Source organism: Vibrio ouci, assembly GCF_004551525.1.
Classification (GTDB): domain Bacteria; phylum Pseudomonadota; class Gammaproteobacteria; order Enterobacterales; family Vibrionaceae; genus Vibrio; species Vibrio ouci.
The window spans coordinates 1-14,583 of sequence record NZ_SATR01000019.1 but is presented as its reverse complement, the minus strand read 5'-3'; the positions used below and the strand labels follow the sequence as shown (position 1 = coordinate 14,583).

Annotated in this window: 13 protein-coding genes; 3 read left to right on the top strand and 10 right to left on the bottom strand. The window is 46.3% G+C overall.

Features of this window, described 5'->3' with window-relative positions; genetic code table 11:
* Positions 1–27 precede the first annotated feature (27 nt).
* From ELS82_RS13265 to ELS82_RS13240, 6 genes are read right to left on the bottom strand one after another with little or no spacing between them, the layout of a single operon-like run.
* Positions 28–1,674, bottom strand: coding sequence for a BatD family protein (locus tag ELS82_RS13265; RefSeq protein ID WP_134835890.1), 1,647 nt, complete (start codon positions 1,672–1,674; stop codon positions 28–30).
* The gene (locus ELS82_RS13260) at positions 1,674–3,584 is read right to left on the bottom strand and encodes a vWA domain-containing protein (RefSeq protein ID WP_134835889.1); all 1,911 of its coding nucleotides are present in this window, start codon (positions 3,582–3,584) and stop codon (positions 1,674–1,676) included. Before ELS82_RS13260 ends, ELS82_RS13265 begins: the two co-directional genes overlap by 1 nt.
* Positions 3,577–4,545, bottom strand: coding sequence for a vWA domain-containing protein (locus ELS82_RS13255; RefSeq protein ID WP_134835888.1), 969 nt, complete (start codon positions 4,543–4,545; stop codon positions 3,577–3,579). Before ELS82_RS13255 ends, ELS82_RS13260 begins: the two co-directional genes overlap by 8 nt.
* A complete protein-coding gene (locus ELS82_RS13250) occupies positions 4,538–5,011 on the bottom strand; it encodes a DUF4381 domain-containing protein (protein WP_134835887.1) in 474 nt (157 codons plus the stop codon). Before ELS82_RS13250 ends, ELS82_RS13255 begins: the two co-directional genes overlap by 8 nt.
* Positions 5,012–5,013: 2 nt before the next feature.
* Entirely contained in the window at positions 5,014–5,931 is a 918-nt protein-coding gene (locus tag ELS82_RS13245) for a DUF58 domain-containing protein (RefSeq protein ID WP_134835886.1), read from the bottom strand.
* An 11-nt stretch (positions 5,932–5,942) separates the two neighbouring features.
* A complete protein-coding gene (locus ELS82_RS13240) occupies positions 5,943–6,899 on the bottom strand; it encodes an AAA family ATPase (protein ID WP_134835885.1) in 957 nt (318 codons plus the stop codon).
* 361 nt (positions 6,900–7,260) lie between these two features.
* On the opposite strand from ELS82_RS13240, the gene ELS82_RS13235 reads away from it, so the two are divergent.
* A complete protein-coding gene (locus ELS82_RS13235; protein ID WP_134835884.1) occupies positions 7,261–9,174 on the top strand; it encodes a methyl-accepting chemotaxis protein in 1,914 nt (637 codons plus the stop codon).
* Between the two features lie 75 nt (positions 9,175–9,249).
* Positions 9,250–9,450, top strand: a complete 201-nt coding sequence (locus tag ELS82_RS13230) for a restriction endonuclease subunit S (RefSeq protein ID WP_134835883.1) — start codon at positions 9,250–9,252, stop codon at positions 9,448–9,450.
* 284 nt (positions 9,451–9,734) lie between these two features.
* Here the strand turns inward: ELS82_RS13230 and ELS82_RS13225 are convergent, their stop codons facing one another.
* From ELS82_RS13225 to ELS82_RS13215, 3 genes are all read right to left on the bottom strand, one after another.
* Complete coding sequence (locus ELS82_RS13225) at positions 9,735–10,892, bottom strand: GGDEF domain-containing protein (protein WP_134835882.1); 1,158 nt, start codon at positions 10,890–10,892, stop codon at positions 9,735–9,737.
* A gap of 112 nt (positions 10,893–11,004) precedes the next feature.
* The gene (pyrC, locus tag ELS82_RS13220) at positions 11,005–12,033 is read right to left on the bottom strand and encodes a dihydroorotase (protein ID WP_134835881.1); all 1,029 of its coding nucleotides are present in this window, start codon (positions 12,031–12,033) and stop codon (positions 11,005–11,007) included.
* Between the two features lie 169 nt (positions 12,034–12,202).
* A complete protein-coding gene (locus ELS82_RS13215) occupies positions 12,203–12,361 on the bottom strand; it encodes a YqaE/Pmp3 family membrane protein (RefSeq protein WP_004411392.1) in 159 nt (52 codons plus the stop codon).
* Positions 12,362–12,601: 240 nt separating this feature from the next.
* Between ELS82_RS13215 and ELS82_RS13210 the strand changes: the two genes are divergently transcribed.
* Positions 12,602–14,419: a hybrid-cluster NAD(P)-dependent oxidoreductase gene (locus ELS82_RS13210; RefSeq protein ID WP_134835880.1), complete on the top strand. Its 1,818-nt coding sequence runs from the start codon at positions 12,602–12,604 to the stop codon at positions 14,417–14,419.
* A gap of 28 nt (positions 14,420–14,447) precedes the next feature.
* On the opposite strand, the gene ELS82_RS13205 is transcribed toward ELS82_RS13210, so the two are convergent.
* Positions 14,448–14,583: transposase (locus ELS82_RS13205; RefSeq protein ID WP_167489284.1), on the bottom strand; the 136-nt coding region annotated here is incomplete at its 5' end.

Sequence of the window (14,583 nt, the reverse complement as noted above, 5' to 3'; positions counted from 1 at the left end):
TCGCAAGGCTTTTTTACTGCATACTATTTATAGAGGAGGTAAGGGCTCTTTAGCCGTTTTTGCTGAACCTTGGCTCTTGTTCGCTTTCTTAATCAGCTTGATAAGTTTTGCTGCCTTCCAAGGGTTACCTTCACTGCCATATTGGCTCTGGTTCATGGCCGCTTGTTCTGCGCGAACTTCTAACACCAAATTTGGTTCCATCCCTATATTGCTGTCTAACCAATGTTTGATTAGATAGTTTGCTTTGACTTTGTCATCTTGCTTCAGCGCCGTGAGGATCTGTTCGACTTCACTCGTTGTAGGTGTCGAGGTGACTTTTGTCGTTTTACGGCTACGCGAGAGAATTAACATGACTAGAGTCGCTAGCCATAATAGCGCAAACAGTGCGGTCAGGTATGGCCATATTCCTCGCTCGTATACCGTCACCGTTCTAGGCTTGCTGATGTTAGCGGCTGGTGCAGCTAAAGGCTCATTACTTAACCCGCTGCCCGCTGCGATCTGGATATCTAACCCTGGCAAAGTCGCTGTCTTAGCGACACTGTTGCTTGTGTCCCACCAGTTAAGCGATACATCGCTCAGGTGTACCTCGCCTTGTTGCTGAGCAATCAACACTTGCTTGACCGTCATTCTTGTTTTGCCGTTACCTAGATCTTGAAACTGAGGTTTTTCTTGGTAAACGCGGATGCTCGCTGGATAGTTCACTTTTAAATTAGGGATATGCTCAGAGGCAAGCCCTTCGACATCTAAGGTAATCTCGCGAGTTAGAGACTCTCCTACGGTAGTCTGATAGCTATCTGTCGAAATGGTGTTACCTGCAGAGTCGCCCCAGCGCTGCGTCAAACTTAGACTTGCTGCGGGTAGCCACTCACCTTGATATTGGCTTGGAATCGGAGAGACGTGAATCTTGAATTGTTTCGCTGGTGTATTGGCCGAGACTAGCTTAGTAGTACCGCTACGGTTATCGCCATAAATAACGCTGCCTTTGAAGCCAATACCATTAAGGGTGTAATCACCCGCAGTATTGGCCGTTACACGGTAGTTTTGGTCGACCACAGTGACTTCAACCCCATCTAACACACTTTGGTACTGATTAGGTTCACCGAGAGCTTCGAGAGATAGCCCAGACTGACTGTCGCCGATAATCGCAGGCGGTTGGATATTCGGGTTTTGCAGTCGGCGCGGGTCTGCTTTTACGATTAGGCGAGTGGTAAGCGTGGCGCTCTCTTTCGGGTAAAGTTCATCTTTGCTCAGTGCGCTTTGTAGCTCGACCAAATCGGTAACTTTAGGCTGGTCGGTGTCGGCAGAGACTTGAATCGTAATCGGCTGTGATGATGTGCCATCTACTGTGAATGCTGGGATCGACGTTAGGCCTAATCGTTGAGCGGCTAATGAAATATTCCATTCACTACGCGTCGTACGGTCACCATTGATGATGTTTATCGATGAGCCAAAGCTTGGCCTACCGAAATAAAAGTCTTGGCTTAGCGCTGAAAAATCAATCGCGTCCGATGAGACCTTTTTGTCCACCACGACTCTGAGTTGGAAAACTTCGTTCTTAACGACTTTATTTTTGCTCACCGTCACCTGAATGTTAGTCGCGAAGGCGGCTGGACTGATTAAGACAAACAGTAGTGCGCATAGGCTGGCGAAAAAGAGTTTAGCTTGTTTCTTCATTACCATTTTTTACCTGTATCTTGTGGTGGTTGTTTTTGCTGAGCCTGCAAGATCATCTGTGCTTGCAGTAATCGACTCGGGTCACGGGCATTTTCTACTTGCTGCAGCTTTCTTAGTTCAGGGTCGATAGCCTGTTGGTTATCTTGTTGCTGCGCTTGCTGCATCTGTTGCTGGGAATCGGTTTCATCTTTTTGCTCACTATTCGGCTCTTGCTCAGCATTTGCGCTCGGTTGTTGATCAGACTGAGATTGTTGATCTTTGGACTGCTCTTCTTCAGTCTTCGACTGATTTTCCTGCTCGCTTTGAGAGGGTTTATTCTCTTGCGACTGACTTGACTCAGGATTTGAGCTCTTATCATTTTGAGAGTCCTGAGAGTCCTGAGAGTCCTGAGAGTCCTGAGAGTCCTGAGAGTCCTGAGAGTCCTGAGAGTCCTGAGAGTCCTGAGAGTCCTGAGAGTCCTGAGAGTCCTGAGAGTCCTGAGAGTCCTGAGAGTCTTGCGACTTGCTATCGCTTTGGTCTTGATTAGACTCGTCTTGCTGTTGCTGTTGCTGTTGCTGTTGCTGTTGCTGTTGCTGTTGCTGTTGGGCTTGGTTCACTACCTCTAAGTTGTGCTTTGCGTCTTGATGCTGCGGGTCTTGTTTGAGTATCTCTTGGTAGATCTTCGCAGCGTCATCCAACTGACCATTTTGGGCATAGGCATTGGCTAAGTTGTATCGTCCATCAACACTTTGTTCGTTCTTAAGCGTTTCAATCGCACCTGAGTAGTTCTGACTTTGATACTGAGAAACCCCTTTCCATTGCTGGTCAGTAAACTGCTCGGCGGCATCAGCGAACTTGCCTTGATCAAACAGTTGTTTGGCTTGTTGATCATTGTTTATCCAAGGACTAGCCATGGCAGGTTCAGGGCTAACTAATGGCAGTCCTAGTAACAACACACTCAAAAATAACCCGCGTCTAAATAGCAGCAAGGCAGGGAGGATCAGTAAAGGCAGCAACCAAAAGCCTTGATTGATGCGTTCTGCGACCTTATGGCTGCTATTTTGCGCATTGGTATCATCTAGGTGAGAGGTGATTTGAGTGATTCGTTCCACGTCGCTGTTGGTGACTTGGACAGGGATAAACTCACCATTTAAAGTCGATGTAAGCGTGCGCATATTATCGAAGTTAGATTTCGCGACCACAGGCTGACCATTGCTATGTGTCATTAAGGTCCCATCATTGAGTTGGATTGGCGCGCCTGAACGGGTACCAACCCCTAAAAAAGACAGTCGCCAGTCAGTGCCTTTTAACAGCTTCTCAATCGCTGAGCGCTCCATATCGTCGATATCATCTGTGATTAACACGATGTCGCCAGTTGCAAGGCCAGTATTGGTCATCATATTGATGGCCAGCTCAATCCCTTTACTTGCATCCGCGCCAGGGTAGGGCATGAGCTCAGGGGAGAGATTGGGCAACAAATTGATAATGGTCTGGCTGTCGCTTGTCATTGGGCTAATTTGGTAGGCATCACCCGCGTAAGCGACCAGTCCAGTCGAACCTTCTTTCCAGTTTGCCAGTAAATCTATCGCCTTGTAACGCGCTTGGGTTAGGCGATTAGGCTTGATGTCGTTGGCGTACATCGACATCGACATATCCATCACCAGCACTCTGGCACTGCTGTTGGCATAACTTGGCAGCTCTTGGGTTTTAAAGCTTGGCCCTGCAAGTGCAACAATCGCAATCAAGCCACTTAATGCCATGACTGACAGCCAGCCTGAGTGGCTTCTTTTGGCTTGTACCCCCATTACTTTCGCTAGGTGCGGAGCGATTAAGGTATGTGAACTCGCCCGTTTTGATAGCCAGATAATAAAGGCGAACCAAGGCAAGCTGGCAATTAACCAGTAAGGGGAGAGGAAAACAAAATCAGACATAATTCCTCCGGACAATCAGTAGTAAAGAAAAACACAGCAGCGAAAGAGTCAGTGGCAGTGGGAACCATTCGGTTTGAGGTCGCCACGTTTGCGTTGCTTGGCTAATTGGCTCTAGGCTGTTGATGGTGTCGTAGATGGTTGCCAGTTCATCAGCATTACGAGCGCGGAAGTATTGTCCACCAGTGAGTTCGGCAATCTGCTTCAGAGTCTTTTCATCAAGATCTTTGGCGGTGTTTACTTTGCGAGTCATGAAAAACTCTTTGACCAACATTTCGCCCGCGCCAACACCGATGGTGTAAATCGTCGCATTGTACTTTTTAGCGATTTTAGCGGCTTCAAGTGGCTCCAAAACACCAGAGGTATTACTACCGTCACTGAGCAGTACCATCACTCTTTGGGGAGCCTCGCTATCAACAAAGGTTTTTGTCGCAAGGCCAATACCTTCACCAATGGCGGTTTTATCACCAATAAGGCGCAGTACCAGAGAGTTAACTTGGTCAGAGACGGTTTCTCTATCTAGGGTTAATGGCGTTTGCAGATAAGCGTGGTCGGCAAATAGAACCAGACCTAATCGGTCGCCTTCACGCTGCTGAACGAAATCACTGACGACGTTTTTTACCGCAGAGAGTCGATCGATATATTGATCGCCGTCTTGCATATCTTCTTGGCTCATTGAATAGGAGAGATCGAGCACTAACATTAAGTCACGGTGTTTAGGTTGAGTTGTCACCGGATCGCCATACCAAACAGGGCGTGCGAGCGCAGCGACGAGTGCAATCCAAGTTATTGCAACCAACACCCGTGCAAGCGTATTGGTTGGCGCAACTGCAGTACCTGATTCAGGTAAGTAGGGAAGACGAACAGGAGCGGCTTGTTTTAAGGGGGGAGCGAAGTAGTAAACGAGCAAGGGCAGTGGAAGTAATAGCCACATCCACCACCACACGAAGCTGATATTAGCCACGAGAAACTTTTCCTTTTTTGGGAGGCAGAGCCTGCTCAACCCATTCATTACAATGTTGAATAAGTTGCTCTGCATTTGGTACTGCCTGATTAGTGTATAGCGCTTGCTGCCACAGGTCGTAGTTGTCACTAAAGCGAGGCGTCGCTAGTTGGCTATCAAGAAATGAATACCACTCTTTACCTGTGAGTTGAGCAATTTGCTCTCTTGGGAAATAGCACAGCGCCGCTTGTCTCACTAGTTCAATGGCTTCAGAAGGTCGGTTGCCGTTAGCAAGTAATCGTAGTGCGGTTCGTTTTGGAGCCAAGCGCTTTTTACGCCAGCGAGTAAACATAAAGATGATAAGGCTAGTCAGCAAAATACTCGCAATCACTGCCCACCAACCCCAAGAGAGTGGTAACCATGACGGAGGCTCAGGTAGGTGCATTGGGTTTAAGGGAAGCGGTGATGTTTGAGTTTCATTACTCATGTTTATAGTCCGTGTAGCTGTTGAGTAAGAGCTTGTTCACTAGAGAGTGAAGAAAAGCTGATGCCCATCTTTTGAGTGAGTTGTATTAGGTGCTGTTGCTGCTCTGAGAACGCGCGCTCAATACCTTGGCGTGTTTTGCGTGACGAAAAGTCTAACCAACGAGTGTCGTTTTGATTTGAGACTTGTTCTGTGCCACGAAAACCTGTTTGCCCGCGCTCTAGAGGGTCGCTGATTTGCACCATACGAACGCGATTGTGTTGGCAAAGGCGGCTGAGTTTAGGCTCATGTTGGGTTGTTAGGCGAGAAAAATCACTCAATAAAATGATCTCGCTCCCTTTTGGACATAAACGCGCCAGAGCCTGAAGCGCATGGCCAATATCTTGGTCGTTGCGAGATGGCTGGTTAATCAAGCTTTGGTGACAAGTGACCAAGGTCTGTAATAGCGCCAGAGCCCCACGGTTTCTTGATGTTGGCTTTAACTCAATCAGCTCGTTTCCGGTATCAATCACCGCACCAATACGATCTTGTTGCGTGACACTTAACCAAGAAATCAAGCTTGCCATATGGGCCATTTGTACAGACTTCAACAGCAACTGAGAGCCAAACGCCATGCTGGATGAAAAGTCGAGGTAAAGCACAACAGGCTTCTCTCGCTCTTCTGAAAACAGCTTGGTATGAGGCTTGCCGGTACGAGCGGTGACGCGCCAATCAATCGCCCGAATATCATCACCGGGTTGGTATTGGCGCACTTCACTAAAATCCATACCGCGGCCTAGCTGACGACTTTGGTGTTGGCCAAGCATTTGCGACCAAAGACTTTTGGCTGGTGGCAACCACTTAACGCATTGCTGTTTGTAATACAGCAGCTCGTCTAGGCAAAGATTGACCCCGTCACTATATGCAGGCAGCGTTTGTTCCATATCATTTAACCTTAAGCGCTACCTACTAAAGAAAGAAGCTTGTTGATGACTTGATTTGGATGAATACCTTCCGCTTGCGCTTGGTAACTCAGCAGTAAACGGTGTCTCAGTACAGGAAATGCCATCGCTTGAACATCTTCAGGTGAAACAAAGTCTCGACCATTTAACCAAGCATGAGCGCGAGCACAACGGTCAAGGGCGATAGTGGCACGAGGACTTACCCCCATCTCTAACCATTGAGCAAGTGTGTCATCATAGTTGCTAGGATTGCGAGTCGCGATGATCAGTCGAATGATGTATTGCTCGATAGTGTCAGCCATGTGGACATTGAGAACAGACTGGCGCGCGGCAAAAATATCGGCTTGAGTCAGAGTTGGTGGCGTCGGGGCAGTGTCGCCTTTCGCCTCGCCACGGTTAAGGCGTAAAATCTCAAGTTCACTTTGTGCGTCTGGGTAGTTTACATCAAGGTGAATTAAGAAGCGGTCCAACTGCGCTTCTGGCAGAGGATAGGTCCCTTCTTGTTCAATCGGGTTTTGCGTCGCCATCACTAAGAAAAGCTCTGGTAGCGCATAAGTGTTGCGGCCCGCGGTGATCTGTTTTTCTGCCATGGCTTCGAGCATCGCTGCTTGTACCTTAGCCGGCGCACGGTTGATCTCATCGGCTAGTACCAATGAATTGAAAATAGGTCCAGATTGGAAGGTGAATTCGCCTGTTTCAGGACGGAATATATCAGTGCCGGTTAAGTCCGCTGGCAGTAAGTCTGGGGTAAATTGAATACGGTGAAAATCACCTTCAATGCAATCAGCCAATGATTTTACTGCGCGAGTTTTGGCAAGTCCCGGAGGCCCTTCAACCAAAATGTGGCCATCGGCAAGCAGTGCGATGAGCAATTGGTTCACCAGTTCGCTCTGGCCAATAACTTGGCTGTTTAAGTATTCGCGTAGGTGTTTTAGAGCGTCAGAATTCATGATCGTGTTTCTCCCTATTTTTCACTTAGTATCTGGTGAACGAAAAAAGTTCCACGTTTGAACTGAGCGGTTAACTGATTGATGGAAAAATCAACAGCGACTAGAAGGATGCCGATGATAAATTCCATAGATTCAATTGTTTATGAATTATGAATAAAAAATCAAGCACGAAATTTAACGGTAAGAGAAATCTTACTTTTCAGTTAATCAATTTGTTATCGATATATTTAGTAAAGAAATGTTTGTTTTGTCCGATATACTATATTGGCTGGAAGGTCTATCAAAAGGACGGCACTACTCTTATGTGTCACTGACCACTTATTACCCTTTACGAAACCTAATGCTTTGAAAGGCAGCAGACATGAAACTAACTTCAATTAGCATAAAACAAAAGGTCGTTGCAGGTATCACCTTTGCGGTACTGGCTTCAACGATTATTGTTGGTGTGATGGCTCAACGACAAGCGCGATCGGTATTAGAGCACCGTCTCATCGATATCGAGCTTCCACTGATGCTGGAGCAAATTAATAGTCAAATCGACCGCGATGTTAGCCAACTTTTATCGGCAGCTCACCAGCTTGCCAACAACGAATTTATTAAACAAGCGGTAGATACAACAGAAATTAGTCCTGAGACAGAACGCCTGCTTATCAAGCAGCTTAATAATGTTCGCAACCAATATCAGCTGAACGATGCATCAGTAGCAAACCGCGATACCGCATACTACTGGAACCAGAACGGTTTCTTGCGCCAGCTTAATCAACAGCAAGATGGTTGGTTCTTTGGTTTTACTCAATCAGGTAAAGACACCTCAGTGAGTATTTTCCAAGAAGCCAATGGTGATGTGAAAATGTTCACTAACTATCAACAGCTGAATGGCCACGCGATGGCAGGTTTGTCTAAGTCGATGGACGATATGGTTTCGTTACTGAACAGCTTCCGCATTCAAGACACTGGTTTTGTATTCCTAGCGGATGCTAAAGGTGATATTCAAATCCACCGCGAATCGAACAAAGCGAAATCGTCACTATCGAATTTATATGGTTCGGAGTCTTCTGAGTTACTTGGAAAATCGGGCTTTAACCTAATCCAAGCGGACTATGAAGGGAAACAAGTATTTGTCGCAAGTACTTATATTCCGACGATGGACTGGTTTGTGGTGGGTGTAGTGCCAGTTGATGAAGTCTTTGCTGATCTGAATGCCGTGGCCAAACAGATGATGGTGACAACCGTTGTTGTCGCAGGCCTGTTCATTCTGATGGGGATCTTCTTGGCGAATAGTATCGCCCGCCCAATTCGTGCTATTTCAGTTCGCTTTGCTGACTTAGGCAAAGGTGATGGCGATTTATCTCAGCGTATTGAAGTAAAAGGCAATGATGAGATTGGTCAGCTATCCGAAGGCTTTAATGGCTTCATTGAAAAGATCCACCAATCGATGAAAGAAGTCGCCGAAACAAGTAGCGCGCTTCAGTCTGCGGCTGATGGCGTTTCAAATAAAGCGCATATCACTCATGACAATAGTCAGGCTCAGCGTGATCAAACCATCCAAGTCGTGACTGCGATTAACCAAATGGGTGCAACCATTAGTGAAATCGCCAGCAATGCTGCAACGGCTGCAGAAACAGCTTCAGAAGCATCAAGCAACACCCAAGTGGGACAAGACGTTGTTAACCAAGCGAAAGATGCAATTAGCCGTTTAGCGGCGGACATCGAGAGCACAGGTCAGGTTGTTGGGCAGCTTGCTTCAACGACGCAAGATATTGGTTCAATCCTTGGTGTTATTCGTGATATTTCAGAGCAGACTAACTTGCTGGCACTCAACGCGGCGATTGAAGCTGCGCGTGCGGGTGAGCAAGGGCGTGGCTTTGCTGTGGTAGCGGACGAAGTACGTAACTTAGCAAGTCGTACTGCGGACTCGACCGAAGAGATCCAGAAGATGATCAATCAACTACAAAGCGATGCTAAAGATGCGGTAACCGCGATGGATGCGGGTAAAGCGGTGACAGGTGAGGGTGTGTCTGCGTCTGATGAAGCGGTGCAAGTACTGATCAGTATTTCTGAGCGTATTCACGATATCTCAGATAGAAACACTCAAGTCGCGACAGCAACGGAAGAGCAGTCGACCGTGGTACATACCATCAATCAAAACATTGAAGAGATTAATGCGGTCAACGAAGTCACGACAGGTACAGCTGAAGAGCTTGCAGAAGCAAGTGCAGAGCTTAAGGAACTGTCGGTTCGTCTAGACCGAATGGTAGGCAGCTTTAAGCTATAGTCTGTAGTGACTAGAATAACTGAGGCTAAATCGGTAGACTTAGCCTCAGTTATTATTTTAAAGGTAAGTGGGATCATGAGTGATTTCGAAAAAGAGCTAGAGCAAATGTCTCAAGAGATGGGTGATGAGCCAGAAGTGGCGTTGCCATCTTTAGAAGAGCAGCAAGCTATCGCAGCAGAGCTTAAAAAGCTAGAAGCTGAAGGCAAGCTGACACCGGAAGTTCTAGAGCAGTATTTTGGTCAGTTCTACGCAAAGACAGATACGCCAATTCATTAATACTCAAATTGAATTTTAAAAAGCCGCCTTGTGCGGCTTTTTTACTTTTATCTATTTAACTAAGGGCTTGAGAAGCTTACCACTTGATTGAAATCGAGAGTTAAGTCATTCTGACGGCCACTTTGTAAACTTGATGTCTTACTATGCTTATTCTTTTTCGACTGTTAAAGCTTGCGATTATCTGTGTGCTGTTTTTTACCATTTATGATTTGATTGCTTTTGGCGAGCTAACTTGGCCACTGCGTCTGATGAATGCGATCGGCCTGTAACCAAGCTTGGTACAATCAGTCACTCACGACGACTCGGTTTTTACCGCTGCGTTTCGCGCTGTACAGAGCTTTGTCAGCCCTCTCGATGAGTGACTCCCAATGTTCTCCATCTCTTAAGGCACTGACGCCAAAGCTGGCAGTGCAGCGCTCACGATGGCTAGGTAACAGCGGAGTTCTAGCAATCACTTCTCTGATTCTTTCTGCGATGACTTCTGCTTGTTGTTCGGTGGTTTCTGGCAATAAGACTAGGAACTCTTCACCACCATATCGAAACGAAAACTCGTTGTTGAATGTTTCTACTTTTAAGATCCTGCCTATTTCCCTCAGCACTTGATCACCGGTCTGGTGACCATATATGTCATTGATTTGTTTGAAATTATCGATGTCAATCAGCAGTATTGAAAGTTGGTGTTCGAAGCGAAACGCGCGGGTGACTTCTTTGGGAACTAACTCCTCTAATGCTCGACGGTTGTATAGCTTGGTGAGTCCGTCTTTTAAAGATGTATCATAAATGGTGGCGACTAGTCGCCCTGCTAACATCCAAGTTACCGATAGGCCGATGAAAATGATCATTATGACTAGGCTGATAAATGCATATTGGTGAACCCAGCTGGCGACCATAAAGTCTTTGATGGTGTGCTCAAAAGGAAGATAAACCATACGAAACAGCGCATACCCTGCATAAATCAGCATACCGCTTGAGAGCAGAACCTTAGATGGCGCAATGTCTTCGGCTACACCTTTATGGTTAGCGTAAAAGGTTAAAATACTCATGTATGACGTATATATGGCGACAATCGCGATTCGGGCATGGGTCGAAATGGAAAAATAGGTGAAGTAGGTTAAGCCGATAATGACCAGCGGTAGTGCGTAATAGCCATGGTTGGTAATCGAGGTAGGGTACCCGCGAAGCTGACATACACCGTGAAGTATGAGAGTGAAACTAAACATGATGAAGGAGTTGGCCAATATCTTGGTTAGCCACAAAGTCGCGTTGTTGCCATAGCTGAGGAGCAAGAAGCCAACGCCCAGCGTGAATAAAGCGAGGGAAATAAGGTTAATCCCTTTAATCTGGGGCTGGAGTTTTTGTATCAGCGCTAAACTAATACTGTAAGTGAACGCGAGTAATACACAAACTACAGACAGGGTAGGTATATCGAGGTTAATTCCCATAAATGCCTTTACCGATAGCTATAGCGTTAGTTTAGGTCAAATATGTCTAATGGTTAAAAATGAAAGAGCCACCCTAAGGTGGCTCTTTACAATATTGACTACAAGGAAGTGATTATTTCACTTTCCATGCGATAGTTTCACCAGCACGAATTGGCACAACAATGTCGTTGCCAAATGGCATGCTTTCAGCAACTGGCCACTCTTCTTTCACTAGCGTTACTGTATCTGCGTTGCGCGGTACACCGTAGAAGTCAGGGCCATTATGGCTTGCGAACGCTTCTAGATTGTCTAGTTTACCTTCTTGGTCGAACACTTCAGCGTATAACTCTAGAGCTGCGTGTGCAGTATACGAACCCGCACAGCCACAAGCCGCTTCTTTCATGCCTTTCGCGTGTGGCGCAGAGTCAGTCCCTAAGAAGAACTTCTTGCTGCCGCTTGTTGCCGCTTCGATTAGCGCAGTTTGGTGGGTGTTGCGCTTCAAAATTGGTAGGCAGTAGAAGTGTGGTTTAATTCCGCCAACTAACATGTGGTTGCGGTTGTATAGTAGGTGGTGCGCAGTAATTGTTGCTGCTACGTTCTCGTTAGCGTTCTTCACAAAGTTAGCTGCATCGGCAGTCGTGATGTGCTCAAGAACAATCTTTAGGTTCGGGAAGTCATTCACGATTGGCGCTAACACTGTGTCTAAGAACTGTTTCTCGCGGTCGAAGATATCGACATCGTGGTGAGTCACTTCACCGTGTACCAAGAGCAACATACCCACTTCTTGCATTGCTTCAAGAACGTGATAGATATTCTTTGCCGATGTTACGCCTGAATCAGAGTTGGTTGTTGCGCCTGCTGGGTATAGCTTAGCGGCTACCGCTGCACCAGACTCTTTTGCTTTACGAATTTCTTCTGGAGTGGTGTTGTCTGTCAGGTATAACGCCATCAGCGGCTCGAATTGCTCGCTTGGCTTTTCTGCCATGATACGCTCGCGGTAAGCAAGAGCCATTTCAGTGTTAGTTACAGGTGGGATGGTATTTGGCATGATTAGCGCGCGACCGTTGTAGCGGCTAATGTCTCGCACGGTATCCTTTAGCACTTCGCCATCGCGTAGGTGAACGTGCCAGTCGTCAGGACGTGTGATCGTAAGTGTTGTCATTTTTGCTCCCACCATATTTTAGGTTGTCTGATTGGAGCCTAAACGCAGCGAAAACTGTCAAAGCAAACGCTTACGCTTAGGCGACAGGATGATAGAGCAATCTGCTCAGTATTTCATCCTCTTTTTCAGTGAGAGGCTTTAGTTGCCTAAATCATAGGCAATCTTTCACTTACTTTAGTGTCAACCAAAGTGCGTGAATTGATCCTGGTAGGAAGAAGAAGAAAGTCAAAATAAGGTTGATAACAAAGTCTTTGTTTAAACCTTTATCGATAAATACTGCTAATGGTGGAAGAAAGATACATAGCAGGATCATTACTAACTTATTCATATGAACTCCTTTGTGTTAGTTCCCTAATTACAACGATTTTGTGATATCCATTATCTAGAGCTCGCATCGAAAGTCCAACGCGATAACGCCTAAAGCTTTGATGTTTGCGGAATTCTGACATTTGTCATGTTTCTGAGATAGAACCCTGACATTTACAATACGTTGTTTCAAATTCAAGTCAAGACAGCGTAATGCAGTTGGGTATAATAACTGCACAATATACCTAGCTTAGGATAAGCAATGTCAGCTCCAGTTCTTTCTCAAATCAACGTGTTTCCTGTTAAATCTGTCGGCGGCCTTTCTGTTTCTACTTCTTGGGTAGAAAAGCAGGGGTTGATGTTTGACCGACGTTTTATGCTAGCGCTTTCTGACGGCTCAATGGTCACTGCTCGAAAGTATCCGCAGATGGTAAAGGTGAAGTCTTGCTTAACTCAGGATGGTCTTATTTTTACCGCGCAAGGGCATTCAGCTTTAAGAGTTCGTTATAGCGAATTCAAAATGCAAGAAGCCCCAGCTCAGGTTTGGAAAGATAACTTTGTTGCTTATACCACCACGGATGAAGCGGATGATTGGTTTAGCCAAGTACTAGGTCAGCGAGTCGAACTGCTTTTTACTGGTGAGCAATCCAACCGCATTCGTGAAAAGCTTGGGCACAATGTCAGTTTTGCGGATGGCTACCCACTATTGGTCATCAGCGATGCCTCGCTGGCGGAGCTTAACCGTCGTAGCCCTGAAAAGCACTCAATGGAACAGTTTCGAACTAACCTAGTGGTGTCTGGTACTGAGCCATTTGCGGAAGATAGCTGGAAACGAATTCGAATAGGCGAAGTGGAATTTGAAGCCGTTAAGCCGTGCGAGCGCTGTATTTTGACGACAGTAGACGTCGAGAAAGGGGCGTTTCGTGGTAGCAAAGAGCCACTCAATACTCTATCTCAGTTCCGCGCTAATGAACGTGGCGGCGTCTTCTTTGGCCAAAACCTTGTCGCTCTGAACGAAGGGGTGATTAATAAACACGACACGATCGAAGTCCTAGAGTACAAAGAGAAAGAATTTTACCCAGATAACAGCAAGAAAACACTAACCATGACTTGTGTTGAGCGTGAAGAAATAGCGCGTGATTTTGTCACTTTCTGGTTGGAACCTCCTCATGGTGAGCTACCGGTTTATCAGCCGGGCCAACATTTACCAATTACCGTCCCTATCGATTATGAATCTGTGGGCCGTCGCTATACCTTGTCCTCTAGCCCTTCACGTCCTGGTCGTTTGGCGATTTCCGTTAAGCGTATTGATGGTGGCCGAGTGTCGAACTGGTTAATCGATCATCTTAATATCGGTGATGAGCTAGTGTGCGAAGAGCCTGACGGCAGTTTCCACTTGGGTGATAAACACGATCATCCAATATTGCTGCTGTCAGCGGGCAGCGGCGTCACTCCTATGTTATCAATGCTGCGCTATTTAGCGGATCATAATCAAATGGGTGATGTTGTTTTCTATCATCAGTGCCGAAGTGTTGAAGATATTCCGTGCAAAGCTGAATTGGATGCTCTGCGTAGTCAACACGATGGGCTTACCGTGCTTATCTCATTGTCACAAGCACCTACAGACTGGTTCGGCTTAAAGGGGCGTTTAACTCTGTCGCACTTGAAACAGATTCAAGATGTTGAGCAGCGTCAGGTGTTTGTGTGTGGACCAGATGGCTTCATGCAAAAAGCGAAAAATTTATTACTGAAGAAAGGCTTGCCAGAAGAGCACTATCACCAAGAAGCGTTTGGCGTGAGTCAAGTTTCAGCTCAACCACTGAAAGAGCTGACTTTGAGTGTTAATGGCCATGTGTTTGTTGGTGACAATCAAAAAACGCTTTTAGAGCAGGCTGAAGATGCTGGAGCACCAATCGCCAATAGTTGCCGTGCTGGCTTATGTGGGGCCTGCAAGGTGACGGTAGAGTCAGGTAAGGTACACCAACCGGATGTTCCAGCCCTGCAAGATCATGAACGAAACATGGGCATTGTTCTCGCGTGCTGTAGTACACCTGAGACCGATGTTGAAGTCGTGAGTTAAACATTAAACAGCGCCAAATAAAAAAGGTTCATCGTGGCTTTCCGGGGAAAGCCGCTTTTATCTTTAAGAAGAAGTAATCGGTATCTCTATAGCCATATCCCATCCGCTTGATTAATTTTATCTTGTTGTTTATTCCTTCGAGGGTGCAAGTATTCAGCGGATAA